This is a genomic window from Pantoea sp. GW821-FHT03E06 (assembly GCF_059420725.1).
The window spans coordinates 1,767,503-1,791,335 of sequence record NZ_JBWKUG010000001.1 but is presented as its reverse complement, the minus strand read 5'-3'; the positions used below and the strand labels follow the sequence as shown (position 1 = coordinate 1,791,335).

The window sequence follows — 23,833 nt, the reverse complement described above, 5'->3', positions numbered from 1 at the left end:
ATTTCTGCTATAAATCAATAATATAAATGTAATACCTTTACGACTCTGTCGTGGGATGGCGTCTGCACGATGCTGCTGTGTTGCGTCAAACTGTTCTATTCAAAAGCATACCTCTGTAAAACGTCGGATTTCTGGCGCACGGAATTTCCGTGAGTTCTCTCACAGCTCTTGAGAAATTGACTATTCTATTTCTCAGGTTCAGATCGGAAGGTGATGGAGAAGCTATGAGTTCATCTGTTATAGAAGAAGTGAGCCTTGAAGAAAACCACTGGTATCGTATCGTCAATGAACTGCTAGAGCGCGCTGATATTGCAGTGAATGGCACTCGTCCCTGGGATATTCAGGTAAAGCATCCAGATTTTTTTAAACGCGTCCTGGAAGAAGGTTCACTGGGCTTAGGTGAAAGTTACATGGATGGTTGGTGGGAGTGCGAACAGCTCGATATGTTCTTCCATCGCGTATTGAAACACCATCTGGATAAACAATTACCGCGTCATTTCAAAGACACGCTGCGAATTGCAGCGGCACGTCTTACTAATTTACAGTCGAAAAAGCGTGCCTGGATTGTCGGTAAAGAACATTACGATTTGGGTAATGATCTTTTCTCACTGATGCTCGATCCCTATATGCAATATTCTTGTGGCTACTGGAAAGATGCGGACACGCTGGAAAATGCTCAGCAGGCAAAACTGGATATGATATGCCGTAAGCTGCAACTCGAGCCCGGCATGACACTTCTCGATATTGGCTGCGGCTGGGGCGGATTAGCGGAATATGCCGCACGTAATTATGGCGTGAAGGTGCATGGCGTTACCATTTCTGCCGAGCAACAGAAATTGGCACAGCAACGCTGTGAAGGATTAGACGTTACGATTTTGCTGCAGGATTATCGCGATCTTAATCAGCAATATGATCGTATTGTCTCCGTCGGCATGTTTGAACACGTCGGGCCGAAAAACTATGCCACTTATTTTGAAGTTGCCGATCGCAACCTAAAACCAGACGGCATATTTTTACTGCACACCATTGGTGCCCTCAGCACGGATATGAACGTTGATCCGTGGATTGACAAATATATCTTCCCGAACGGTTGTCTACCGTCTGTTCGACAAATCGCCGAAGCCAGTGAGCCTCATTTCGTTATGGAAGATTGGCATAACTTTGGCGCAGATTATGATACGACGCTAATGGCCTGGCATGAACGATTTCAAATTGCCTGGCCACAGCTGGCCGAGAAATATGGTGAACGGTTTAAACGCATGTTCGACTATTATCTCAATGCTTGCGCGGGTGCATTCCGCGCGCGTGATATTCAGCTTTGGCAGGTCGTATTCAGTCGCGGTAAAGAGGGTGGTTTGCGCGTAGCGCGTTAATCATCTGATGAAAAAATCAAGGCGCCAAATGGCGCCTTTTTTATTGCGTTATTCTGTGCTATCCGCGTGAATTAAGGCCGCTTCTCGCTGAGCCAGTACGCGTTCAACGGTATCCACAATCGCCTGGGTATGGGGATCGATCTCAATGTTGACCTTTTGACCCAATCTCTTGGCGCCCAGGGTGGTACGCTCTAATGTTTCTGGGATGAGGTGGACACAAAACTTGCTTTTAGTGACATCGCCTACCGTCAGACTTATTCCGTCTATTCCCACAAAACCTTTATGCAGAATATATTTTATCTGGCTGGCGTCCTGCAATTTAAACCAGATTTCGCGATTATTTTCTGACTGGATTATTTTGCAGATCTCCGCCGTGGTCATAATATGACCGGACATTAAATGGCCGCCAATTTCATCACTGAACTTCGCCGCACGTTCAATATTCACCACATCACCGGCGCTTAATTCGCCAAGGTTGGTGATGCGCAGTGTTTCTTTGATCAAATCAAAGCTAACAAGATCGCCCTTAATCTCTGTCACGGTCAGGCAGCAGCCGTTATGCGCCACTGATGCGCCCAGCGCCAGACCCGGCACGAGATCTGCGGGTAAACGTACAGTATGAGTGCGAAACAGCTCTTTTTCTTCAATGGCAACAATCTCAGCCGTGCCTTGCACAATTCCAGTAAACATAATCTCAGCCTCTGCAAAGTTTGCGTCAGTTTATCACAGCTTGTCAGCCACAGCTTAATTTGGCGGAGTTCAAACTTTACACAAATAACGAAACAAAATGCGAACAACGTTTGGCGGAAGCCATCGCGACCGCTACACTATGCCGCGCATTCTTTGGGGATTTCTCCCCGCTCTCTTCTTAAATTAAGCAGGTGTTACGTGCAGAAGTATTTTACAGAAGCGCGTCAATTGCTGGCCCTTGCGATCCCGGTCATCCTTGCTCAGGTGGCTCAGACTGCAATGGGATTTGTAGATACTGTTATGGCCGGTGCGGTAAGCGCCACGGATATGGCCGCCGTTGCTGTCGGCACCTCTATCTGGCTTCCCGCCATTCTGTTTGGCCATGGTCTACTGCTGGCTTTGACGCCCACCGTTGCGCAACTCAACGGTTCAGGACGACGTGAACGCATCGCGGAACAAGTGCGTCAGGGATATTGGATGGCGATCGGCGTCGCACTATTAATTATGGTGGTGCTGTGGAACGCCGGCTACTTCATTAACACCATGCATGATATTGATCCTGCGTTGGCCGCGAAAGCCGAAGGGTATCTGCATGCGTTGCTGTGGGGAGCGCCCGGTTATCTCCTCTTCCAGGTAATGCGTAACCAGTGTGAAGGCTTGTCGAAAACCAAGCCTGCGATGCTGCTCGGCTTCCTCGGATTAATGGTGAACATTCCTCTTAACTATGTATTCATCTATGGTCACTTTGGCATGCCGGCATTGGGCGGGGTTGGCTGCGGTGTTGCAACGGCTTCGGTCTATTGGGTAATGTTCCTGGTGATGCGCTTTTGGGTAAAACGCATGGCGAATATGCGCGATATCCGTATGAACGCACGCTGGTCTGCGCCTTCAAGAGCTATCCTGTCTCGCCTGTTCACGCTGGGCTTGCCGGTGGCTTTAGCGCTGTTCTTTGAAGTGACCTTGTTTGCCGTCGTCGCTCTGCTGGTGTCACCGCTCGGCATTGTCAAAGTCGCGGGTCATCAAATTGCGCTTAACTTCAGCTCGCTGATGTTTGTCTTGCCGCTGTCGCTGGGTGTGGCAACGACCATTCGTGTTGGCTATCGGTTGGGGCAAGGATCGACCGAACAGGCGCGGGTCGCCGCATGGACTGGACAGGGTGTAGGCATCAGCATGGCGGTGCTGACGGCAACGTTTACCGTGATCTTCCGTCATGATATCGCTGCGCTGTATACCGCGAATCCGGAAGTGATTACCCTTGCCGCGCAGCTGATGCTGCTGGCGGCTCTCTATCAGTTCTCCGACTCGATTCAGGTGATTGGCAGCGGCATACTGCGTGGTTACAAAGACACCCGTTCCATCTTTTTCATCACCTTTATTGCTTACTGGGTGCTGGGTTTGCCCGTGGGTTATGTGCTGGCGATGACAGATCGGGTATTACCGAAGCTTGGTCCTGCCGGATTCTGGTGCGGCTTTATTGTCGGACTCACCTCGGCAGCCGTAATGATGATTTGGCGTATACGTCGTTTACAGCGCTTACCCGCGCAGGTCATTCTGGCACGTGCTGCGCGCTAAGTTCCTGAACGTGCATTATTTGGTTCCCAGCGGCGAAAAAAACGACGCATAGCACAGTTGCTGGTCAGTCACCGGGGAAAATCGCTTTTTCCCCTTGCCAGCATCACGGCCTGCCGTTAATATTCGTCCCCGCTGTCGCCCTGACAGCGTGTTGCGCTCTTAGCTCAGTTGGTTAGAGCACCACCTTGACATGGTGGGGGTCGATGGTTCGAGTCCATTAGAGCGCACCAAGTGCGTCCGTAGCTCAGTTGGTTAGAGCACCACCTTGACATGGTGGGGGTCGGTGGTTCGAGTCCACTCGGACGCACCAATTACTGAATTTTCTGAATGCGCTCTTAGCTCAGTTGGTTAGAGCACCACCTTGACATGGTGGGGGTCGATGGTTCGAGTCCATTAGAGCGCACCACTCTGGTTTATCTCCTTGCGCAACACCCTTTTCTTGATCTGCATCGTTTTTCTGGCGCCGCTTTTATATTGGTTTTCGCATACTTAGCGACTATACTATGCCGCGTTGTTCCACTGAAAGGTTTCAGCGCTAACGTGCCTATGCAAACAACTCACATAATTTGCGCAACACTGCTCAGCCAGTTCTCTCGCGTACTGCATAACTTCTCTGCACGCTTTGCTTTCGTCTCCTATTCTTATTTCTGTGAAATCCGTTCCAACACCATACACATTCTCACTTCGGTGCCGTATGCATCGAATTCCGACCTTTATCATCCATCACAACTTACAGAAAACCTGACATGAAAAAGACCAAAATCGTTTGTACTATCGGCCCAAAAACCGAATCTGAAGAGATGCTGACCCAATTGCTGGAAGCAGGCATGAACGTTATGCGCCTGAACTTCTCTCATGGGGATTACGCCGAGCATGGTCAACGCATTACTAATATGCGTGCCGTTATGGAAAAAACCGGTCGTCAGGCCGCCATTCTGCTGGACACCAAAGGCCCAGAGATTCGCACCATGAAGCTGGAAGGTGGCAATGATGTGTCGTTGAAAGCGGGCCAAACCTTCACCTTCACCACCGATCAATCGGTAATTGGTAACAGCGAACGTGTTGCCGTTACCTACGCCGGTTTCACCGAAGATTTGAAAATTGGTAACACCGTGCTGGTCGATGATGGCTTGATCGGTATGCAGGTAACGGAAGTCACTGAAAATACCGTGGTATGTAATGTACTGAACAACGGTGATTTGGGTGAGAACAAAGGCGTTAACCTGCCGGGTGTTTCCATTCAGCTGCCTGCGCTGGCCGAAAAAGATAAACGCGACCTGATCTTCGGCTGCGAGCAGAACGTTGATTTTGTTGCAGCATCCTTTATCCGTAAGCGCTCTGACGTGCTGGAAATCCGTGAGCACCTGAAAGCTCACGGCGGCGAGCACATTCAGATCATCTCGAAAATCGAGAACCAGGAAGGCTTGAACAACTTTGACGAAATCCTGGAAGCTTCTGACGGCATCATGGTGGCACGTGGCGACCTGGGCGTTGAAATCCCGGTTGAAGAAGTGATCTTCGCGCAGAAGATGATGATCAAAAAATGTAATAAAGCACGCAAAGTGGTTATCACCGCAACGCAAATGCTGGATTCCATGATCAAAAACCCACGCCCTACCCGCGCGGAAGCAGGCGATGTGGCTAACGCCATCCTTGATGGTACCGATGCGGTAATGCTGTCTGGCGAGAGCGCAAAAGGCCGTTATCCGCTGGAGTCGGTTACCATCATGGCAACCATCTGTGAGCGTACCGATCGCGTGATGAAATCCCGCATCGATTCACTGCAGGACTCACGTAAACTGCGCATTACCGAAGCGGTGTGCCGTGGCGCGGTGGAAACTGCCGAGAAGCTGGAAGCACCACTGATTGTTGTAGCTACCGAAGGCGGTAAATCAGCGAAAGCTATCCGTAAATATTTCCCGGATGCCACCATTCTGGCGCTGACCACCAATGAAACCACTGCTCGCCAGCTGATTCTGAGCAAAGGCATCGAAACGCATCTGGTTAAAGAAATTGCCTCAACTGATGATTTCTACCGCATTGGAAAAGAAATGGCGCTGGAAAGCGGATATGCGCAAAAAGGCGATGTTGTGGTAATGGTTTCAGGTGCATTAGTACCAAGCGGAACGACAAACACCGCTTCTGTGCACGTACTCTGATTAGCTACTGAATATTTATTTAAAAAGCGCCTTTTACAGGCGCTTTTTTTATTCCTCGGGTAATACAAATAGTAGAAATTTCCAATCGAAATTAACTATTCAAAATCTCGTATGATTAAGGTTAGTCCGATTAAATCTCTCTGTTTTAGCTAATTATTTTCATCATCTTCTGTTAAATGCTGTTTCTTTGAGCGAACGATCAAATTTAAGCATGTTCTCATCAAAAATTTATTCTCAACTCAAAAAGCTTTGTGTAATACTTGTAACGCTACATGGAGATTAACTCAATCTAGAGGGTATAAAGAATGAATCGTACTAAACTGGTACTGGGCGCGGTAATCCTGGCTTCAACTATGCTGGCTGGTTGCTCAAGCAACGCTAAAATCGATCAGCTGTCTTCAGACGTTCAGACTCTGAACGCTAAAGTTGATCAGCTGAGCAACGACGTGAACGCAATCCGTTCTGACGTTCAGGCTGCTAAAGATGACGCAGCTCGCGCTAACCAGCGTCTGGACAACCAGGCTCACTCTTACCGTAAGTAAGAGTTCTGGTTTGAAAAATGGTGCCCATGTGGCACCATTTTTTTTGTCTTGATTCTGTGATGCGCTGGCCCGAATTTAAGGTTGCGTCACCGCTTCACCTTTCGCCTCGACAATCTTTGTCTGCTCCGAACCCCTTCCCTGCTGTATCTCTGCCTCATCCGTTACCGGCTCTCCGCTGCTCACTAACACCGGCATACCAGAACGGCGCGTTATCGCCTCCTTGATCAGGGCCGTATCGCTCCCCGCGCTCTTAATGAAAGATTTCAGCGCAGTGGATTGTGCAATCGGCATCGTTTGCGGATCGTCCTGCTCATTGCGCGACAAGGGCTGATGCACCTCAACGTAACGCTTACCGTCAGGTTCGATCGCATACTTGATTGGCTGGTTGATGACCTGCACGCGCGTTCCTTTTGGCACGCTATTAAACAGTGCTTCGATATCATCAGGACGCAGGCGAATGCAGCCCGAACTCACTCGCATACCAATCCCGAAATCCGCATTGGTACCGTGAATCAGGTACTGCCCGGTACCGCGCGCCAGACGCATGGCAAACAGGCCCATGGGATTATCCGGTCCTGCTGGCACCACGCCAGGTAAGGTGATGCCCTCTTTGGCATAGCGTTTACGGATATTGGTGGTCGGTGTCCAGGTTGGATTTGGGATTTTCTGGCTAATGCTGGTGACCATCGTCGGCGTCATAGCGCCCAACTGACCGATACCAATCGGGTAGACCACGACACGATCTTCGCCTTTGGGATAGTAGTAAAGCCGCAGCTCAGCAAGGTTAATGACGATTCCTTCACGTGGCGCATCGGGAAGCAGCATCTGTAGCGGTACGGTCAATTGGGTGCCCGCTTTCGGCAGCCAGGGATCGACGCCAGGATTGGCCTCTAGCATGCCAAGTAAGCCTATCTTGTAATGCGCTGCAATGCGCTCTAGCGGCCTTTTGTCATCTGGTACGATGGTCAGGGTATTCTCGCCAATTAAACGGCTGTTATCGGCAGGCAGGGGATATTCCGTTGCAAATGCAGGTGCAGAGAGTCCGCAACAGGACAACAGCAATGCACCGGCTAAACGTAAGGCAGGTTTCATGCAATTTTCTCTTTGTCGGATAGAACAGACCCCGGTCAAGCCGGGGTCTGGAGAGTGTAACTTAGCTGAGGCTCTGAGCGTTATGACGGATCGCGCGAATCATCGCTTCAAGCCCCTGCGAACGCGAGGGGGTGAGATGTGAGGTTAGCGCTAATTCGCCGAACCAGTGACGCACATCGAGATCGAGAATCTCCGGCGCCTTAAGCCCTTGATACAGGCTAAATACCACTGCAATCAAGCCTTTAACAATGGCAGCATCACTATCACCTTCGAAAGCGATGGTACCATCCGCCTGTGGTGTCATGCGTATCCACACCTGGCTCTGACAACCTGAAATTACGTATTGAGGCTGCTGTAAGCTTTCGGAGGATTCTGGTAATTTCCCACCGAGTTCAATGATGTAGAGGTACTTCTCTTCCCAGTTTGCGCAACGGTTAAAGTTACGCACCAGTCTCTCTTTATCTGGCAAATTCGCCATGAATCACTCCTGAAATCTGCTCAACCACCCAGCAGACGATGAATACGGGTTAAACCTGCGGCCAGACGATCGGCTTCCTCTTCGGTATTGTACAACGCGAAGGAGGCACGACACATTGCCGGCACCGCATAATGACGCATCAGCGGCATCGCGCAGTGATGGCCAGTGCGGATCGCAATACCGTATTGATCAAGGAAGCTGCCAACGTCAAACGCATGATGCTTGCCGAGGTTAAAGGCAATCACACCGCTGCGGCTTTCCGGACCATAAATAATCAGATCCGGTACCGACGCCAGCTTATCCAACGCATAGCGCATGAGCATTGATTCGCGCTGATGAATCACATCAAGGCCCAGCTCGGTGATCCAGGTTAACGCTGCACCAAGACCGATGATACCGCCGGTATTGGGCGTACCCGCTTCAAAACGCCACGGCGCAGTATTCCAGGTGGTGCCCGTTGGCAACACAACCTCAGAAATCATCGAACCGCCGCCTTCCCATGGTGGCATGATCTCTTGCAACGCTTTACGCGCGTACAACACACCAATGCCAGTCGGACCATAAATTTTATGGCCTGAGAACGCGTAGAAATCGCAGTCAATATCCTGCACATCCACCGTGTGATGCATCACCGCCTGCGCGCCGTCCACCAGGGTGACTACGCCGGCCGCTTTCGCCTGCGCGACGAGGGCTTTCACCGGGTTAACCGTGCCGAGCACGTTAGAAACGTGAGTCACCGCCAACAAACGGGTACGGCTGTCGATCAAGCCGCTCAGCTGCTCCAGCGCCAGTTCACCCTGCGCATTAAGCGGCAGTACGCGAATCTCTGCGCCGGTGCGCTGTGCCACCATCTGCCACGGCACGATGTTCGCATGATGCTCCATCTCGGTGACGATGATGTTATCGCCCGGCTGCAGCTGACTGCCACCCCAGCTGTTCGCCACCAGATTGATGGCTTCAGTGGTGCCTTTGACAAAGATGATCTCTTCGGGCGTAGCAGCATTGAGGAAACGCGCCGCCTGATGACGTACGTTCTCCATGTCGGTGGTCGCCTGCGCGCTCAGCGAATGGATACCGCGGTGCACGGCTGCATAGCCGTGCTGATAGAAATAACTTTCCGCATTGATGACCGCGAGCGGGCGCTGTGCGCTGGCCGCGCTATCAAGGTAGGCCAGCGGATGTCCGTTGACCTCACGTTTCAGAATCGGAAATTCCGCTCTGATGCGTTCGAGATCGAAACTCATGACTCAACTCCCGGGATACGCGCGGCAATGCGCTGCAGCACCACCTGACGCAGTACCGGATTCTCCAGCGTTTCGGTGAGTTCAGCGGCAAAAGCATGAATGATCATACGCTGGGCGGCAGTCTCATCGATGCCGCGCGAGCGCAGATAGAACATCTGCTCTTCATCAATACGACCAATGGTCGCACCGTGGCTGCACTTCACGTCGTCAGCGTAGATTTCCAGCTGCGGCTTGGTGTCCACTTCCGCCAAACGGCCCAGCAACAGATTATTGTTGGTCATTTGGCCGTCGGTTTTCAGCGCGTGAGGTGCCACTTTGATCATACCGTTAAACACCGCACGCCCTTTGTCGCGCGCGATAACTTTGTGCATCTGACGGCTAATGCAGTGGCCTTTATTGTGCTCGAGGTAGCTGCGGGTATCGCACACTTCCTGATTCACCGGCAATGACAAGCTATTAATCGCCAGATTGGTATTTTCGCCATTCAGCTGCGCACTGGTGTTGTGGCGCGATAAGCCGGCCCCTAGCAGGAAGCTGGTGGTTGACACATTCGCATCACGGCCCATCACCACGTCGTTGTGCGCGAAGTGGTAAGCCTTCTCGCTCTCAAATGACAGTTTGATATGCTGCAGTTTAGCGTTATCGGCCACGTCGAAGGTAAAACGTGCGCCGGTAAAATGCGCCACATCATTCAGAGTGACGTAGTGTTCAATCACTTCCGCTTCTGCACTGGCTTCCAGCTGCAGATGGTGACGATGATGCACGGTAGTAGTGCCTGCATCCTGACCGCTGGTAATGTGCAGCAGATAAAGCGGTTTGGCCGCTGATTTGCCACGCGCCAGACGAATCGTCGTGGCCTCTTCTGCCAGGCTTTCGGTCAGATGCAGGAACACTTCCGGCTGAATAGGTGCCGGTAACGGACGACGATCGGAGGCTTGCGCATGTTGAATCTCAAACAGGCCAGTATCGCGACTGCTTAACTCGGCATGGAAACGGCCATCAACAAACACCAGACGCACCGCATCAATTGGCAATGCCAGCGCATCAACCTGTTCCGCGCTCACGTCCTGCGGCTGAGGCAGCACAAACTGCTGCGCCAGCAGACCATCAAGCGGCGTGTACTTCCAGTTCTCATGCTTACGCGTCGGCAGGCCGACGCGCATCAGTTGCTGCCAGTGCTGCTGTGCCTGCAGTGAACGGACTTCACCGCGCGATTCAAACAGATGATGCCACTGCTGCAGAGCGTTATCACTCTTGGTCGGTAAGCCAGCCATAGCCTTGCTCCTCCAACTGTTTAACCAGTGAGAAATCGCCAGACTTAACGATTTTACCCTGATACAGCACGTGTACATGATCTGGCTTGATGTAATCCAGGATGCGCTGGTAGTGCGTAACGATGATGAAAGAGCGCTTACCATCGCGCAGGCTGTTCACGCCTTCTGCCACGATTTTTAGCGCATCGATATCCAGACCGGAGTCGGTTTCATCAAGGATGCACAGCTCAGGTTCCAGAGCCGCCATCTGCAGGATGTCATTACGCTTCTTCTCACCACCGGAGAAGCCGACGTTTACTGAACGGGTCAGCAGATCTTCCGGCATTTTCAGCAGCTGGATTTTATCTTCGATAAAATCCTGGAAATCGAAACGATCCAGTGGCTCCTGCTCACGGTATTTACGTACCGCGTTGACTGAAGTCTGCAGGAAGAACTGGTTGCTGACGCCCGGGATTTCTACCGGATATTGGAACGCCATGAAGATGCCTTCACCGGCACGCTCTTCTGGCTCCAGCTCCAGCAGATCTTTGCCTTTAAAGGTAACCGAACCGCCAGTGACTTCGTAATCTTCACGACCAGCCAGCGTTGCAGACAGGGTACTTTTACCTGAACCGTTTGGTCCCATAATCGCGTGGACTTCGCCCGGTTTTACTTCAAGGTTCAGACCGCGCAAAATCTCTTTGTCTTCAACGCTAACCTGCAAATCTTTAATGCTTAACATACTCTTTCCTTCACATTGCTTCCGGCAACGGGCATCAGCCCACACTGTGCTCAAGGCTGATAGCTAACAATTTTTGCGCTTCCACGGCGAATTCCAGTGGCAGCTCGGAGAAAACGTCTTTACAGAAGCCGTTGACGATCATTGAAATCGCATCTTCTTCGCTAATGCCACGCTGCAAGCAGTAGAACATCTGATCTTCACCGATGCGCGAAGTGGTCGCCTCGTGCTCCAGATGTGCCGTGTTGTTGCGCGTTTCCACGTACGGGAAAGTGTGCGCGCCGCACTCAGCACCAATCAGCATCGAATCACATTGGGTGAAGTTACGCGCGTTGGTGGCGGTTGGCATGATTTTCACCAGGCCGCGATAGGTGTTCTGGCTCTTACCGGCAGAAATCCCTTTTGAGATGATGGTCGACTTGGTGTTTTTACCAATGTGAATCATCTTGGTGCCGGTATCCGCCTGCTGGCGACCTGCGGTCAGGGCAACGGAATAGAACTCACCAATCGAGTAATCACCGCGCAGAATGCAGCTAGGATATTTCCAGGTGATCGCTGAACCCGTTTCGGACTGCGTCCAAGACATCTTACTGTGATCGCCTTCGCACAGCGCACGTTTGGTCACGAAGTTGAGGATACCGCCCTCGCCTTCACCGCCCGGGAACCAGTTCTGTACGGTGGAATATTTCACTTCGGCATTTTTGTGGATAATCACTTCAACCACAGCGGCATGCAGCTGATAGGTGTCACGCACCGGTGCCGAGCAACCTTCGATATAACTCACGTAGCTGTCTTCATCGGCCACCAAAATGGTGCGTTCGAACTGACCGGTTTTTGCCGCATTGATGCGGAAATAGGTCGACAGCTCCATCGGACAACGTACGCCTTTCGGGATGTAAACGAAGGTACCGTCGGAGGCCACAGCGGAGTTCAGCGCAGCAAAGAAGTTATCGTTTGGCGGCACGACCGTGCCAAGATACTTCTGTACCAGCTCAGGATGATCGTGAATCGCTTCGCCGAAGGAGCAGAAAATGATGCCCTGCTCGGCCAGCTTGTCGCGGTAAGTTGTTGAGACGGAAACGGAGTCGAAAATAGCGTCGACCGCGACTTCACGTCCTTCACGCACCGGAACACCTAACTGGTTGAACGCATCTTCCACTTCCTGAGTCAGATAATCGCTGGACGCGACGCTGCCGGAAGTTTGGGTAGCGCCGGGTTCAGACGCACAGCTGTCGTCGCAGTTGCCGCAGGACGGCGCGGAGTAGTAGCTGTAATCCTGATAATCCAGTTTTTCGTAGTGCGCTTTCAGCCAGTGCGGCTCTTCCATCTGTTCCCAGGCGCGGAACGCCTTCAGACGAAATTCAAGCATCCATTCAGGTTCGTTACGTTTGGCCGAAATCGCGCGCACCACATCTTCATTGATGCCGTGGGCAAATTCGTCGGTTTGTAACTGGGTAAAGAAGCCCTCTTTATAATTGAGCTTGCCTTCCCACATTTGTACATCGTCAGATGCTTCGCTGTGTCGTGACATATTTCACTTACTCGACGCCAAAGCTCTCACCGCACCCGCAGGCGTGTTGAGCTTTAGGGTTGTTGAATTTAAAAATCTGGTTAAGGCCTTCGCGGACATAATCCAGCTCGGTACCGTCAACAAACGGCATCGCCTGAAGCGGCACAAACAGTTTTGCGCCAAACTGCTCAAACTGCAGGTCGTCATCGGCAGGCTCTTTCACCAGGTCCATAACGTACCCAAAACCGGCACAGCCGGACGTTTTCACACCCAGTTTCAAACCCTTGACTTCAGGGTCTTGTTCTACCAGGTTAAGAATCTGTTTCGCTGCCGATTCGGTCAGCGTGAGCCCTTTCCAGACGAAATCTTCGGGTGAAAAAGAGTCGGCATTAACTGATGACATTGTGCTACCTCGTAAGTCTGGGCCTTTTCAGGCTATCCCCCTATGGTAGTGATATCAGATATCACTTCAACCTCTTGTTTTGCAGGGATAATCATCTCGTGCTATTTTTACTGCTGCTTTATTAAGCATAGTCGCTTCAAAGCAGATTGACGGCGGCATTCCCGTGCGCACCACTGCAACGTAACCCCTTAAATTGGCGTAAAATTTTATAAATCAATTTTACGTTTCATTCATAATTGATAGGTTACGCCTTTCTAGTATGTAAAGAAATTGTTATTGCCGATTTTATTAACAGGCAGAGGGAATCAATAAAATTCACGGCGGGAATTGCATTCCTGACACGGTTGAATATGATAATGATTATCATTAACCTATTTAAGGTGGCGATATGACGCTTACCGTCTCAGCCTGGTTACAACATAAAATCGACGACTATAAGTTTGCGGTGCGCGATATCACCGTGGACTTCTATATGGCTCAGGCAAAGCTCAACCGCACCGATTGCACTCTCGAACAACTGCGCCGTTTCAATGACACCTGTCTCGACATGGCAGAAATCTGTGAGATAAATGGTGACGACCTCAGTTTTTTGCACGCCATGGGTAAGCTCCATCACCGCTTAGTCCAGGAGATGGGCAATGCCGATCGTGACCGTTTATTTCGCATTCAGGCCTATCAACTGGCGCGCCTGTCATTAACACGTTTGTGTCATCAACTGGCGCTCAGCGGCGAGTGGGATCAAGCTACCCGCCTGCAGAGTGATTTCGTCCGTCACGCAGGCTGGATATTCTAATCCAGCTTTGTGACGACTCCTACAATTTGTTTACATCATTTCCAGTAATGCTTGCAACGGATGACGCATCCCGTTGCCTTCCGCGCGCTTCACCTGACTGCGACAGGAGAAGCCGGTAGCCAGGCAGCGTTGACGTGGCAGCTTTTGCAGCTTTGGATGCCATGACAGCTCGTAAATCCCCAGCGAATTCTCCAGATTTTTACTCTCATGGCCGTAAGTACCTGCCATGCCACAACAGCCCACGTTGACGTTCTCCAGCTTTGCGCCAAAGCGAGCAAAAATGCCCTGCCACTGATTCGGCGTGGACGGCAGTGCCGTTACTTCGGTGCAGTGCGCGAACAGATACCAAGCCTCGCCGCTGGCAGTTTGCACCGCACGCTCAGCCAGCGCCGTGTGCAGCCATTCGTGCACCAGCTGCACGTTAAACTCACCGCGCTGCTCACCCAGCACCTGATTGTACTCATCGCGATAACAAAGCACGGTTGCCGGATCGACGCCCACCATTGGCACGCCAAGTTTCGCCACGCGATTGAGGAAATCTGCGGTTTTACTGGCGGTACGCGCAAAGCGCTGCAGGAAGCCTTTTACATGCTGCGCTTTGCCATTGGGAGAGAACGGCAGTAGCACCGGGCGATAACCGAGCTTTTCGATCAGCTTGACGAAATCGGTCACCAGCTGCGCTTCGTAATAGCTGGTAAAGGGATCCTGCACCACCAGCACACAGTTTTCACGTTGTGTGGTCTCCATTGCCTCTAGCTGCTCCAGCGTGAGGTTCATCGCCGGATGACCGCTCAACTGTTGCTTGAGGCTCGGTGATGACAGCAGCGGCAAATCCACCATACCAATGTGCGTTTTACTGAGATCGCGCATCCACGGCTGTTTCAGGAAGAAGTTGAACACCTTAGGGGCTTTCGCCATCAACGGCGCATAACTTTCAACGGTTGCCACCAGATGATCGCTCACTGGACGCAAATAGCGGGTGTGATAAAGCTGCAAAAAGCGCGAACGGAAATTCGGCACATCAATCTTGATTGGGCACTGCGTCGAACAGGCTTTACAGGCCAGACAACCCGACATCGCCTCTTTTACCTCATGGGAGAAGTCATATTCCCCTTTCTTCGCGTGCCAGGAATTACGCGTGCGTTGAATCAAGGTGCGCAGGCTGGCACCCTGTTTGGGCAAAGCCTGTTCCAGTTGCAGAGGATCAACCCCCTGCTCAGAGAGCAAACGTAACCATTCACGCGTTAACGTGGCGCGGCCTTTCGGCGAATGAATGCGATTACGGGTAATTTTCATCGACGGGCACATCGGGCTGTTCACGTCAAAATTGAAGCACAAACCGTTGCCGTTACACTCCATCGCACCGCGCCACTCATTGCGCACCGTGACGGGAATCTGACGATCGTAGGTACCGCGTTTCACCGCATCCACCTGCATCATTGGTTCGTTGCTCTTCAGCGGTGTGCAGATCTTGCCAGGATTGAGGCGGTTGTCGGGATCGAACGCCGCTTTAATACGACGTAGCTCATTGAACAGCGTTTCACCGAAGAATGCCGGGCTGTACTGTGCGCGGAAACCTTTGCCGTGCTCGCCCCATAATAAACCGCCGTAGCGGGCGGTTAGCGCGACCACTTCATCGGAGATCTGCTTCATCAACAGCTCCTGCTGCGGATCGCACATATCCAGCGCCGGGCGCACGTGCAGCACGCCCGCATCCACGTGGCCAAACATGCCGTAACTCAGGCCGTGGCTGTTGAGCAGCGCGCGAAACTCAACGATGTAATCGGCCAGCTGTTCTGGCGGTACCGCCGTATCTTCAACAAACGGTATCGGCTTAGCGCGCCCTTTGGCGTTACCTAGTAGGCCCACCGCTTTTTTGCGCATGTTATAGATGCGCTCAATGCCGGCCACATCGTTACACAGCTGATAACCAATGACGCCGCCGGATTGCTGCAGCATTAACGCATCCAGACGCAGGCACAGCGTTGCAATTTGCTGCTCGATCAGCTCAGCATCATCACCGGCAAACTCCACGATGTTCAGGCCCAGCATCTCTTTATCTGGCACATCGGTAATCAATTCATGCACCGAGTGCCAGACGATATCTTCACGCGCCAGGTTCAATACTTTCGAATCAACCGTTTCCACCGACAGGGCTTTGGCTTCCACCATAAAAGGTGCATTGCGTAACGCCGAGTCGAACGAATCATATTTGATATTCACCAAACGACGCACTTTGGGAATGGGCGTGATATCCAGGCGCGCTTCAGTGATAAAGGCCAGCGTACCTTCCGCACCGCATAATAGGCGCGTGAGATCGAAGGTTTGCAGATCATCGCTAAACACATGCCGCAGATCGTAACCGGTCAGAAAGCGGTTCAGCTTAGGGAATTTTTCCAGAATCAAACTGCGCTGTTCACGGCAGCGCGTTAATACCTGCTGATAGATGCGCCCTTCAGCGGTTGGCGTGCTCGCCAGCTGTTCTGCCAGTTCGGTTGGCATCGCGCGCGTATCGAGGATATCGCCGCCCAACAGCACCGCGCGTAGCCCTTCGACGTGATCGGAGGTTTTGCCATACACCAGCGAACCTTGCCCGGAGGCGTCAGTATTGATCATGCCACCTAAGGTGGCGCGGTTACTGGTAGAGAGTTCCGGCGAGAAGAAGAAGCCGTAAGGTTTTAGCCACGCATTAAGTTGGTCCTTCACCACGCCCGCTTCAACCCGCACCCAACCCTGTTCGGTGTTGATTTCGAGGATGCGGTTCATGTAGCGCGACATATCAACCACGATGCCCTGATTAAGCGATTGCCCGTTAGTACCGGTGCCACCACCACGCGGGGTGAAGACCAGGCTATTAAAACGCGCCTCTGCGGCCAGACGCGCAATCAGCGCCACATCAGCCGTCGATCGCGGAAACAGCGCCGCATCAGGCAGCAGTTGGTAAATACTGTTATCGGTGGATAGCGACAGGCGATCGGCATAGCTGGTGGCCGTATCGCCAGTGAACCCTTGCTCTTTTAAGGACTGCAGGAATGTCAGCACCAGTTGAACGAGGCCCGGTGCCTGAGAAATCTGTGGGATCATTATTGAGTGACCGAGATGTTGTAAACGTTTGCGTCGTGATTTTTTTCAGCCCTTGGTTTTATCATACTTTTTTGCCGCACGCTGTTTTTTCAGGAAAGCGCATGGCCGCCGCTGCTTTTCCTGTTTAATTTCCCGGAAATAGATCATCATTAATTAGGGCCGTTCAGCCCCACTCTGAAGGATTCAATCGAGGTTAAATGTTGTGATGAAAAGCCTGCAACGCGGTATGGATTTACCGCAAATGCTGTTCTCGTTGATGTTCATTCTGATCATGATCGTCGCCTGTCTGTGGGTGGTTCAGCCGTTTATTCTGGGCTTCGCCTGGGCCAGCATGGTGGTGATCGCTACCTGGCCATTGATGATCCGCCTGCAACAGCTGATGTGGGGAAGACGCTCGCTGGCGGTTATTGCCATGACGCTACTGCTCTTGCTGTTGTTCATTATTCCTATCGCCCTGCTGGTAAGCAGCTTAATTGATAACAGCGCGCCGGTGATCGCCTGGGCAACGCAACGCCATTTGGTGATGCCCGATTTTGCCTGGCTACGTGACATTCCTTATGGTGGCAACAAGCTTTATTCGAGCTATCACAAATTAGTGGATGGCGGAGGATCGGCGATGTTGAGCCAGGTACAACCCTATATAGGTCGTACTACCGGCTTCTTTGTGGCGCAGGCCGGACACTTTGGCCGCTTCATGATGCATCTCGTCGTGATGTTGCTGTTCAGCGTGCTGCTGTATTGGCGCGGGGAGCAAGTTGGGCAAGGCATCCGACATTTTGCTTACCGTATGAGTGGTCGCCGCGGTGATGCCGCCGTGCTGCTGGCAGGTCAGGCGATTCGTGCCGTGGCGCTGGGCGTGGTGGTCACGGCGCTGGTACAGGGCGTGCTCGGCGGCATTGGCCTGGCCATTTCCGGTATCCCCTATGCCACATTATTAACCGTGCTGATGATTCTGACTTGCCTGGTGCAACTCGGCCCGCTGGTGGTGTTGGTCCCGGCCATTATCTGGCTGTACTGGAGCGGTGATACCACATGGGGCACCGTGCTATTAGTCTGGAGTTGCGTGGTAGGCACATTGGATAGCGTGCTGCGGCCGGTACTGATTCGTATGGGCGCGGATTTGCCGATGATCCTGATTCTTTCCGGCGTCATTGGTGGCTTAATTGCCTTTGGCATGATTGGGCTGTTTATTGGCCCCGTGGTGCTGGCGGTCTCTTATCGCCTGGTAACGGTGTGGATGCATGAAGCACCCGAGCCGGATGATGATATGCAAACGGCTATCGAAGCGCTTGACGATCACGAAGAACACCCACATTAAGTTTTGTCGCGCACCGTTGTAGGGTCGCCGCGCGTGAATGGCGACCCGCTTTACCCCCGCCCCGTAAGCATTACGCTCTGCAAAGTAACATTGCAATTTCTCCGCTTTAGATTGGCCTTACTTAAACCGGCCTAATGCCACTTCATCGTCATCGGTCATTACCCTGCAGGAATTATTTTTTTTCATAAGCGATTTTTAAGAAAAAACGATGTTTTAGCGGCTTTAGCGGGGTTTGGCTAATGGAATGATTATTTTTCGGACTGAATCAAGGGGGTACACCGATGAAAATGACCATGAAAGATTATCAGCTTTAAACTAATAAGAGGATTCTTAAAGACGCCACAAGGCCTGATGAATAACATGTTTCCTATGTTTGAAATCAAGCTACTGATTTCTAAACAACCTTATTCCCCTGAGTAAAGTGAAGAATTGCTGTGTGTAGTCTTTGCCCATCCCCTGTGATGGGCTTTTTTTTGCCTGTTTTTCACGTAAAAAGATAAGGCCAGCAGCGCTGGCCTTAATGATTTCATTAAGAACACATTAGATTCACCTCTAACGTGTCTTTATTCCTCTTGATCAGTGTTTCACGGCGTTCAGTTCTGCCAGACTCAGCCATGTCTCTACTACCGTGTCTGGATTGAGGGACAGGCTGTCAATGCCCTGCTCCATCAGCCACGCGGCAAAATCCTGATGATCAGATGGACCCTGACCACAGATCCCCACGTATTTACCTTGTTTCTTCGCGGCTTTAATGGACATGGAGAGCAATGCTTTGACGGCATCATTACGCTCGTCAAACAGCGCTGACACCACGCCGGAGTCGCGATCCAAACCCAGCGCCAGCTGCGTCATGTCGTTGGAACCAATCGAGAAGCCATCAAAGTGCTCGAGGAACTGCTCTGCCAGCAAGGCATTTGAAGGGATTTCACACATCATAATGACCTTCAAACCGTTTTCGCCGCGCTTCAGGCCATTTTTCGCCAGCTCCGCAACCACCGCTTCGGCCTGATCCACTGTACGCACGAAGGGGATCATGATTTCGACGTTGGTCAATCCCATTTCATTGCGCACACGTTTCACCGCCTCACACTCCAGCTTGAAGCAGTCGCGGAAGCTGTCAGCCACATAGCGGCCGGCGCCACGGAATCCCAGCATCGGGTTCTCTTCTTCCGGTTCATAACGCTCGCCGCCCACCAGGTTAGCGTATTCGTTAGTTTTGAAATCAGAGAGACGAACGATAACGCGCTTCGGCGCAAACGCCGCCCCCAGGGTGGCAATCCCTTCTGTCAGACGACCGATGTAGAACTCAATTGGATCATCAAAACCTTTCATCATCTGGCGAATCTGCTGCTGCAGCTCAGGCGTTTGCTGATCGAACTCCAGCAGCGCTTTCGGATGCACGCCAATCATGCGGTTAATGATGAATTCCAGACGCGCCAGACCCACACCTTCGTTCGGCAAGCAGGCAAAGTCGAAGGCGCGATCGGGGTTACCGATGTTCATCATAATTTTCAGCGGCAGATCCGGCATGGTATCCACCTGCGAGCTGGTGACTTCAAAGTCCAGCAGTTCACCATACACATAACCGGTATCGCCCTCGGCACAGGACACCGTCACCTTCTGGCCATCTTTCAGATGGTCGGTCGCATCACCACAACCCACTACGGCAGGGATGCCCAGCTCACGGGCGATAATGGCCGCATGACAGGTTCGTCCACCGCGATTGGTTACGATCGCTGAGGCTTTCTTCATGATCGGTTCCCAATCGGGATCGGTCATGTCAGTGACCAGCACATCGCCTTTTTCAATGCGGTGCATTTCACTGATGTCATGGATAACTTTAACTTCACCGGCACCGATGCGATGGCCTATGGCGCGTCCTTCTACTACGACCTTGCCCTTGCCTTGCAGCGTATAGCGCTCCATCACCTGACCGTTAGATCGCACTGTTTCCGGCCGCGCCTGCACAATAAACAGCTTACCGGTGTGGCCATCTTTCGCCCACTCAATGTCCATTGGGCGCTTGTAGTGCTGCTCAATCAGCACCGCCTGACGCGCCAGCGCCTGCACTTCGTCATCGGTTAAACTGAAGCGATCGCGCTGCTCTTGCTCGACGTCTTCAATGCGCACCTGCTCGCCATGTTCCTGTGAATCGGCGTAGACCATGCGCAGCTTTTTCGAGCCCATGGTACGGCGCACAATCGCTGGGCGATTGGCTGCCAGCGTCGGTTTATGCACGTAGAACTCATCCGGGTTGACAGCGCCTTGCACTACCATCTCACCCAAACCGAACGCCGAGGTGATAAACACCACCTGATCAAAGCCCGATTCAGTATCAATGGTAAACATCACGCCGGACGATGCGAGATCCGATCGTACCATCCGTTGAACACCTGCAGAGAGCGCGACGCCGCGATGGTCGTAGCCCTGATGCACACGGTAAGAGATGGCGCGATCGTTAAATAAGGAAGCAAATACGTGCTTAACCGCGATAATCACCGCGTCATAGCCCTGCACGTTCAGGAAAGTCTCCTGCTGACCGGCAAATGAGGCATCGGGCATATCTTCGGCGGTGGCCGACGAACGCACAGCGAAGGAGGCTTCGGCATCATCAGCAGAGAGTTGTTCGTAGGCACTGCGAATCGCCGCTTCCAGCTCAGGCTGGAATGGCGTGTCCACCACCCATTGACGAATCTGTTTACCCGCTTGCGCGAGCTCAGCAACATCATCAACATCCGTTTTATCCAGCAAATCATAAATGCGCTGGTTCAGTCCGCTTTGATCGAGAAACAGATTAAACGCGTAAGATGTGGTCGCATAACCGTTGGGAACGGAAACACCCAGCGACGACAAATTCGTAATCATTTCTCCGAGGGAAGCATTCTTGCCTCCCACCCGATCAACATCATGCATGCCAAGCTGGTTGTACCAGAGCACTAGCGACTGTTGGTCTTGAATGGACATTGAGATTATCCTTTTAAATGATTGGTTCACACATGGAACATTTTGCTATTCGCAGAAATAGCTTGGCACAACCCATAAATAAAGACTAAGTGTTGAATCGTTAAAGCAGGAAAAGAGCGGCAAAATAGGATTAGTACCCAGAATTAATGATGTTGCGCAAACGGCCGATTTAACGCTAACAAACTGCTATATCGTTATTTTTCCCTTTTTCAGAGGGTTAGCCATTGATTTACGTTGCGCAACGCCTGCAAACTTTATTTCATGCGCGAAAAAGAAAATGCGCGAAAATAACGCTTTTCAAAACAGCATTTCATCTAATATTGATTATCAACTTGCTCATTTTCGCCAACGAGCATTAAACAGTATGGATATTTCATTTCTTATCACTTTAAAATGAAATAGTAAGGTTGATGATATCTGTCATTTATAGACATGAGGGTTAAGCAGACTATGAGCACTGAACGTAGCGTCTTCTACATTTCTGATGGTACCGCCATCACTGCCGAAGTGCTGGGGCACGCGGTGCTTTCACAGTTCCCGGTTATCACCAACAGCGTCACGCTACCCTTTGTGGAGAATGTTCAGCGTGCACAAGCCGTGAAAGCGCAGATTAATGCACTCTATCAGCAGAGCGGCGTGCGGCCGCTGGTATTCTTTTCGATTGTCACGCCCGATGTGCGTGAAATTATCCTGGAGAGCGAAGGCTTTTGTCAGGATATCGTTCAAGCGTTGGTGGCACCGTTACAAAGCGAATTAGGTGTGGCTTCGATGCCGGTGGCGCACCGTACGCATGGTTTGACTGCCAGTAACCTTGGCAAATATGACGCGCGCATCGCGGCAATCGACTATACCCTCGCGCATGACGATGGCATTTCCCTGCGCGGCCTTGAAGATGCACAGGTAATTTTGCTTGGCGTGTCGCGCTGCGGTAAAACGCCCACCAGCTTGTACCTGGCGATGCAGTTTGGCGTGCGGGCCGCTAACTATCCGTTTATCGCCGATGATATGGACAATTTGAAGCTGCCGCCGGCGCTGCGTGCGCATCAGCATAAATTGTTTGGATTAACTATCGATCCGGAACGTCTGGAAGCGATTCGTCAGGAGCGTGCGGAAAATACTCGTTACGCTTCGCTGCGCCAATGTCGTCTGGAAGTGGGAGAAGTAGAAGCGCTCTTCCGCACCAACCAAATTCGTTACCTCAACAGTACCAACTATTCGGTGGAAGAGATTGCCACCAAAATCCTCGATATCATGGGCCTGAGTCGTAGCATGTATTAACTGCCTTCTGTAGGGTCGCCATTTATGGCGTAATGCTGCTCACTTAAGCAAATCATTGCCTGATTATGCAGGTGCGCATGAATGCGCACCCTACAAAAACCCAGCTCTGTAAACGTAGAGTCGCCATTTATGGTGACCTCATCGGTAATACGATCGTAAAGCCTGGCTTCCGTCTTGTTTTAAGACCTTTGTTTTTAGCAGGTTGAATTCGCAGGCTAATGGTTTATTGTGATCACCATCACTTCCCGGTATTTCACCGCTGCGAAGAACCATTTTTTGAGAATCCCAATGAACAAGACTGATGAACTGCGCACTGCGCGCATCGGCAGCCTGCTGACTCCAGCTGCGCTCGCGCAAGAACATCCTATTTCGGCGGAAATCGCCGCCAACGTTACTGCGGCCCGTCAACGTATTGCACGTATTCTGACCGGCGAAGATCCGCGTTTGCTGGTCATTATTGGCCCCTGCTCGCTACACGATCCTAAAGCAGCGATTGAATACGCTAAACGTCTGAATGAACTGCGTGAACGTCATCAGGATCGCCTGGAGATCGTGATGCGCGCCTACTTCGAAAAACCGCGTACCGTGATTGGCTGGAAAGGTCTTATTTCCGATCCCGATCTGGATGGCAGCTACGATGTGAATCGCGGTATCGCTATCGCACGTAAACTGCTGTTGGACATCAACGCGCTGGGCATGCCGACCGCCACCGAATTCCTTGATATGGTGATCGGCCAGTTTATTGCCGACCTGATTAGCTGGGGTGCCATTGGTGCTCGCACCACTGAAAGCCAGATACACCGTGAGATGGCTTCGGCGCTCTCTTGCCCGGTGGGGTTCAAAAACGGCACCGACGGTAACGTGCAAATCGCGGTTGATGCGATCCGCGCCGCGCGCGCCAGTCATATGTTCCTGTCGCCGGATAAAAACGGTCAGATGACCATTTATCAAACCAGCGGCAATCCACATGGTCATGTCATTCTGCGCGGCGGTCGTCAGCCAAACTATCACGCTGAAGACGTGGCGGCGGCGGCGGCCAACCTGCGCGATTTCAATCTGCCAGAACAGCTGGTGATCGACTTCAGCCATGGCAACTGCCTGAAACAGCATCGTCGCCAACGGGATGTCGCCGATGATGTGGCGGCGCAAATCCGCGCCGGTTCACGAGCGGTCGCGGGCGTGATGATTGAGAGTTTCCTGCAGGAAGGGAACCAGAAAGTGGTCAGCGGCGAAACGCTGATCTATGGTCAGTCAATCACCGATCCGTGTCTCGGCTGGGAAGAGAGCGCTGAGGTGCTGGAGAAACTGGCTGCCGCAGTCGACAGCCGCTTTAATTAACGC

18 protein-coding genes, 3 tRNA genes and 1 other RNA gene are annotated in these 23,833 nt (G+C 51.9%); 12 read left to right on the top strand and 10 right to left on the bottom strand.

Annotated features, from left to right (window positions below):
- Positions 1-224 precede the first annotated feature (224 nt).
- Positions 225-1,373 (top strand): cyclopropane fatty acyl phospholipid synthase, encoded by a 1,149-nt coding sequence (gene cfa / locus AC07WB_RS08340; protein WP_097094098.1) that lies wholly within the window; start codon positions 225-227, stop codon positions 1,371-1,373.
- Between the two features lie 48 nt (positions 1,374-1,421).
- Here the strand turns inward: cfa and AC07WB_RS08335 are convergent, their stop codons facing one another.
- Positions 1,422-2,063: a riboflavin synthase subunit alpha gene (locus AC07WB_RS08335; protein ID WP_494940301.1), complete on the bottom strand. Its 642-nt coding sequence runs from the start codon at positions 2,061-2,063 to the stop codon at positions 1,422-1,424.
- 198 nt (positions 2,064-2,261) lie between these two features.
- Between AC07WB_RS08335 and AC07WB_RS08330 the strand changes: the two genes are divergently transcribed.
- The 6 genes from AC07WB_RS08330 to AC07WB_RS08305 all read left to right on the top strand — a co-directional run bounded on the left by AC07WB_RS08330 (position 2,262) and on the right by AC07WB_RS08305 (position 6,336).
- The gene (locus AC07WB_RS08330; RefSeq protein ID WP_494940300.1) at positions 2,262-3,635 is read left to right on the top strand and encodes an MATE family efflux transporter; all 1,374 of its coding nucleotides are present in this window, start codon (positions 2,262-2,264) and stop codon (positions 3,633-3,635) included.
- A gap of 153 nt (positions 3,636-3,788) precedes the next feature.
- Positions 3,789-3,865, top strand: a tRNA-Val gene (locus tag AC07WB_RS08325).
- Between the two features lie 3 nt (positions 3,866-3,868).
- Positions 3,869-3,945 (top strand) — tRNA-Val (locus AC07WB_RS08320).
- Positions 3,946-3,964: 19 nt separating this feature from the next.
- A tRNA-Val gene (locus AC07WB_RS08315) sits at positions 3,965-4,041 on the top strand.
- Between the two features lie 340 nt (positions 4,042-4,381).
- Positions 4,382-5,794, top strand: coding sequence for a pyruvate kinase PykF (gene pykF / locus AC07WB_RS08310; protein WP_097094101.1), 1,413 nt, complete (start codon positions 4,382-4,384; stop codon positions 5,792-5,794).
- Positions 5,795-6,099: 305 nt separating this feature from the next.
- Positions 6,100-6,336 (top strand): major outer membrane lipoprotein, encoded by a 237-nt coding sequence (locus AC07WB_RS08305; protein ID WP_007892735.1) that lies wholly within the window; start codon positions 6,100-6,102, stop codon positions 6,334-6,336.
- 75 nt (positions 6,337-6,411) lie between these two features.
- Here AC07WB_RS08305 and AC07WB_RS08300 read toward each other — a convergent pair whose 3' ends face one another.
- The 7 genes from AC07WB_RS08300 to sufA all read right to left on the bottom strand — a co-directional run bounded on the left by AC07WB_RS08300 (position 6,412) and on the right by sufA (position 13,055).
- Positions 6,412-7,428 carry a L,D-transpeptidase family protein gene (locus tag AC07WB_RS08300; protein ID WP_345826817.1) on the bottom strand — a complete coding sequence of 339 codons (1,017 nt, stop codon included), beginning with the start codon at positions 7,426-7,428 and terminating at the stop codon, positions 6,412-6,414.
- A 61-nt stretch (positions 7,429-7,489) separates the two neighbouring features.
- A complete protein-coding gene (sufE, locus tag AC07WB_RS08295) occupies positions 7,490-7,906 on the bottom strand; it encodes a cysteine desulfuration protein SufE (RefSeq protein ID WP_097094103.1) in 417 nt (138 codons plus the stop codon).
- A gap of 20 nt (positions 7,907-7,926) precedes the next feature.
- Positions 7,927-9,150 (bottom strand): cysteine desulfurase SufS, encoded by a 1,224-nt coding sequence (sufS, locus tag AC07WB_RS08290; protein WP_345826818.1) that lies wholly within the window; start codon positions 9,148-9,150, stop codon positions 7,927-7,929.
- Positions 9,147-10,424 (bottom strand): Fe-S cluster assembly protein SufD, encoded by a 1,278-nt coding sequence (gene sufD, locus AC07WB_RS08285; RefSeq protein ID WP_097094105.1) that lies wholly within the window; start codon positions 10,422-10,424, stop codon positions 9,147-9,149. The genes sufS and sufD overlap by 4 nt, the downstream gene beginning before the upstream one ends.
- Positions 10,399-11,145 carry a Fe-S cluster assembly ATPase SufC gene (gene sufC, locus AC07WB_RS08280; RefSeq protein WP_008102973.1) on the bottom strand — a complete coding sequence of 249 codons (747 nt, stop codon included), beginning with the start codon at positions 11,143-11,145 and terminating at the stop codon, positions 10,399-10,401. Before sufC ends, sufD begins: the two co-directional genes overlap by 26 nt.
- A gap of 34 nt (positions 11,146-11,179) precedes the next feature.
- Positions 11,180-12,673 (bottom strand): Fe-S cluster assembly protein SufB, encoded by a 1,494-nt coding sequence (gene sufB / locus AC07WB_RS08275; protein WP_097094106.1) that lies wholly within the window; start codon positions 12,671-12,673, stop codon positions 11,180-11,182.
- A gap of 7 nt (positions 12,674-12,680) precedes the next feature.
- Positions 12,681-13,055: a Fe-S cluster assembly scaffold SufA gene (sufA, locus tag AC07WB_RS08270; RefSeq protein WP_097094107.1), complete on the bottom strand. Its 375-nt coding sequence runs from the start codon at positions 13,053-13,055 to the stop codon at positions 12,681-12,683.
- Between the two features lie 388 nt (positions 13,056-13,443).
- Between sufA and AC07WB_RS08265 the strand changes: the two genes are divergently transcribed.
- Positions 13,444-13,848, top strand: coding sequence for a hypothetical protein (locus tag AC07WB_RS08265; RefSeq protein ID WP_097094108.1), 405 nt, complete (start codon positions 13,444-13,446; stop codon positions 13,846-13,848).
- 30 nt (positions 13,849-13,878) lie between these two features.
- Here the strand turns inward: AC07WB_RS08265 and ydiJ are convergent, their stop codons facing one another.
- Complete coding sequence (gene ydiJ, locus AC07WB_RS08260; protein WP_494940299.1) at positions 13,879-16,932, bottom strand: D-2-hydroxyglutarate dehydrogenase YdiJ; 3,054 nt, start codon at positions 16,930-16,932, stop codon at positions 13,879-13,881.
- A gap of 205 nt (positions 16,933-17,137) precedes the next feature.
- Here ydiJ and ydiK point away from each other — a divergent pair, with 205 nt between their 5' ends.
- The gene (ydiK, locus tag AC07WB_RS08255) at positions 17,138-18,250 is read left to right on the top strand and encodes an AI-2E family transporter YdiK (RefSeq protein WP_097094110.1); all 1,113 of its coding nucleotides are present in this window, start codon (positions 17,138-17,140) and stop codon (positions 18,248-18,250) included.
- 369 nt (positions 18,251-18,619) lie between these two features.
- Positions 18,620-18,727, top strand: an RNA gene (rprA, locus tag AC07WB_RS08250) — antisense sRNA RprA.
- A 99-nt stretch (positions 18,728-18,826) separates the two neighbouring features.
- Here the strand turns inward: rprA and ppsA are convergent.
- The gene (ppsA, locus tag AC07WB_RS08245; protein WP_494940298.1) at positions 18,827-21,214 is read right to left on the bottom strand and encodes a phosphoenolpyruvate synthase; all 2,388 of its coding nucleotides are present in this window, start codon (positions 21,212-21,214) and stop codon (positions 18,827-18,829) included.
- 450 nt (positions 21,215-21,664) lie between these two features.
- Between ppsA and ppsR the strand changes: the two genes are divergently transcribed.
- Both ppsR and AC07WB_RS08235 read left to right on the top strand, forming a co-directional pair.
- Positions 21,665-22,492, top strand: a complete 828-nt coding sequence (gene ppsR, locus AC07WB_RS08240; protein WP_097094112.1) for a posphoenolpyruvate synthetase regulatory kinase/phosphorylase PpsR — start codon at positions 21,665-21,667, stop codon at positions 22,490-22,492.
- Between the two features lie 288 nt (positions 22,493-22,780).
- Positions 22,781-23,830 (top strand): 3-deoxy-7-phosphoheptulonate synthase, encoded by a 1,050-nt coding sequence (locus AC07WB_RS08235; RefSeq protein ID WP_494940297.1) that lies wholly within the window; start codon positions 22,781-22,783, stop codon positions 23,828-23,830.
- Positions 23,831-23,833 lie beyond the last annotated feature (3 nt).

Coding starts and splice junctions, on each gene's coding strand:
- sufB (WP_097094106.1), bottom strand. CDS start 12,673: ATGTCACGACACAGCGAAGCATCTGACGATGTACAAATGTGGGAAGGC.
- sufC (WP_008102973.1), bottom strand. CDS start 11,145: ATGTTAAGCATTAAAGATTTGCAGGTTAGCGTTGAAGACAAAGAGATT.
- AC07WB_RS08305 (WP_007892735.1), top strand. CDS start 6,100: ATGAATCGTACTAAACTGGTACTGGGCGCGGTAATCCTGGCTTCAACT.
- ppsR (WP_097094112.1), top strand. CDS start 21,665: ATGAGCACTGAACGTAGCGTCTTCTACATTTCTGATGGTACCGCCATC.
- sufE (WP_097094103.1), bottom strand. CDS start 7,906: ATGGCGAATTTGCCAGATAAAGAGAGACTGGTGCGTAACTTTAACCGT.
- sufA (WP_097094107.1), bottom strand. CDS start 13,055: ATGTCATCAGTTAATGCCGACTCTTTTTCACCCGAAGATTTCGTCTGG.
- AC07WB_RS08300 (WP_345826817.1), bottom strand. CDS start 7,428: ATGAAACCTGCCTTACGTTTAGCCGGTGCATTGCTGTTGTCCTGTTGC.
- AC07WB_RS08265 (WP_097094108.1), top strand. CDS start 13,444: ATGACGCTTACCGTCTCAGCCTGGTTACAACATAAAATCGACGACTAT.
- ydiK (WP_097094110.1), top strand. CDS start 17,138: ATGAAAAGCCTGCAACGCGGTATGGATTTACCGCAAATGCTGTTCTCG.
- pykF (WP_097094101.1), top strand. CDS start 4,382: ATGAAAAAGACCAAAATCGTTTGTACTATCGGCCCAAAAACCGAATCT.
- AC07WB_RS08235 (WP_494940297.1), top strand. CDS start 22,781: ATGAACAAGACTGATGAACTGCGCACTGCGCGCATCGGCAGCCTGCTG.
- AC07WB_RS08335 (WP_494940301.1), bottom strand. CDS start 2,063: ATGTTTACTGGAATTGTGCAAGGCACGGCTGAGATTGTTGCCATTGAA.
- ppsA (WP_494940298.1), bottom strand. CDS start 21,214: ATGTCCATTCAAGACCAACAGTCGCTAGTGCTCTGGTACAACCAGCTT.
- sufS (WP_345826818.1), bottom strand. CDS start 9,150: ATGAGTTTCGATCTCGAACGCATCAGAGCGGAATTTCCGATTCTGAAA.
- ydiJ (WP_494940299.1), bottom strand. CDS start 16,932: ATGATCCCACAGATTTCTCAGGCACCGGGCCTCGTTCAACTGGTGCTG.
- cfa (WP_097094098.1), top strand. CDS start 225: ATGAGTTCATCTGTTATAGAAGAAGTGAGCCTTGAAGAAAACCACTGG.
- sufD (WP_097094105.1), bottom strand. CDS start 10,424: ATGGCTGGCTTACCGACCAAGAGTGATAACGCTCTGCAGCAGTGGCAT.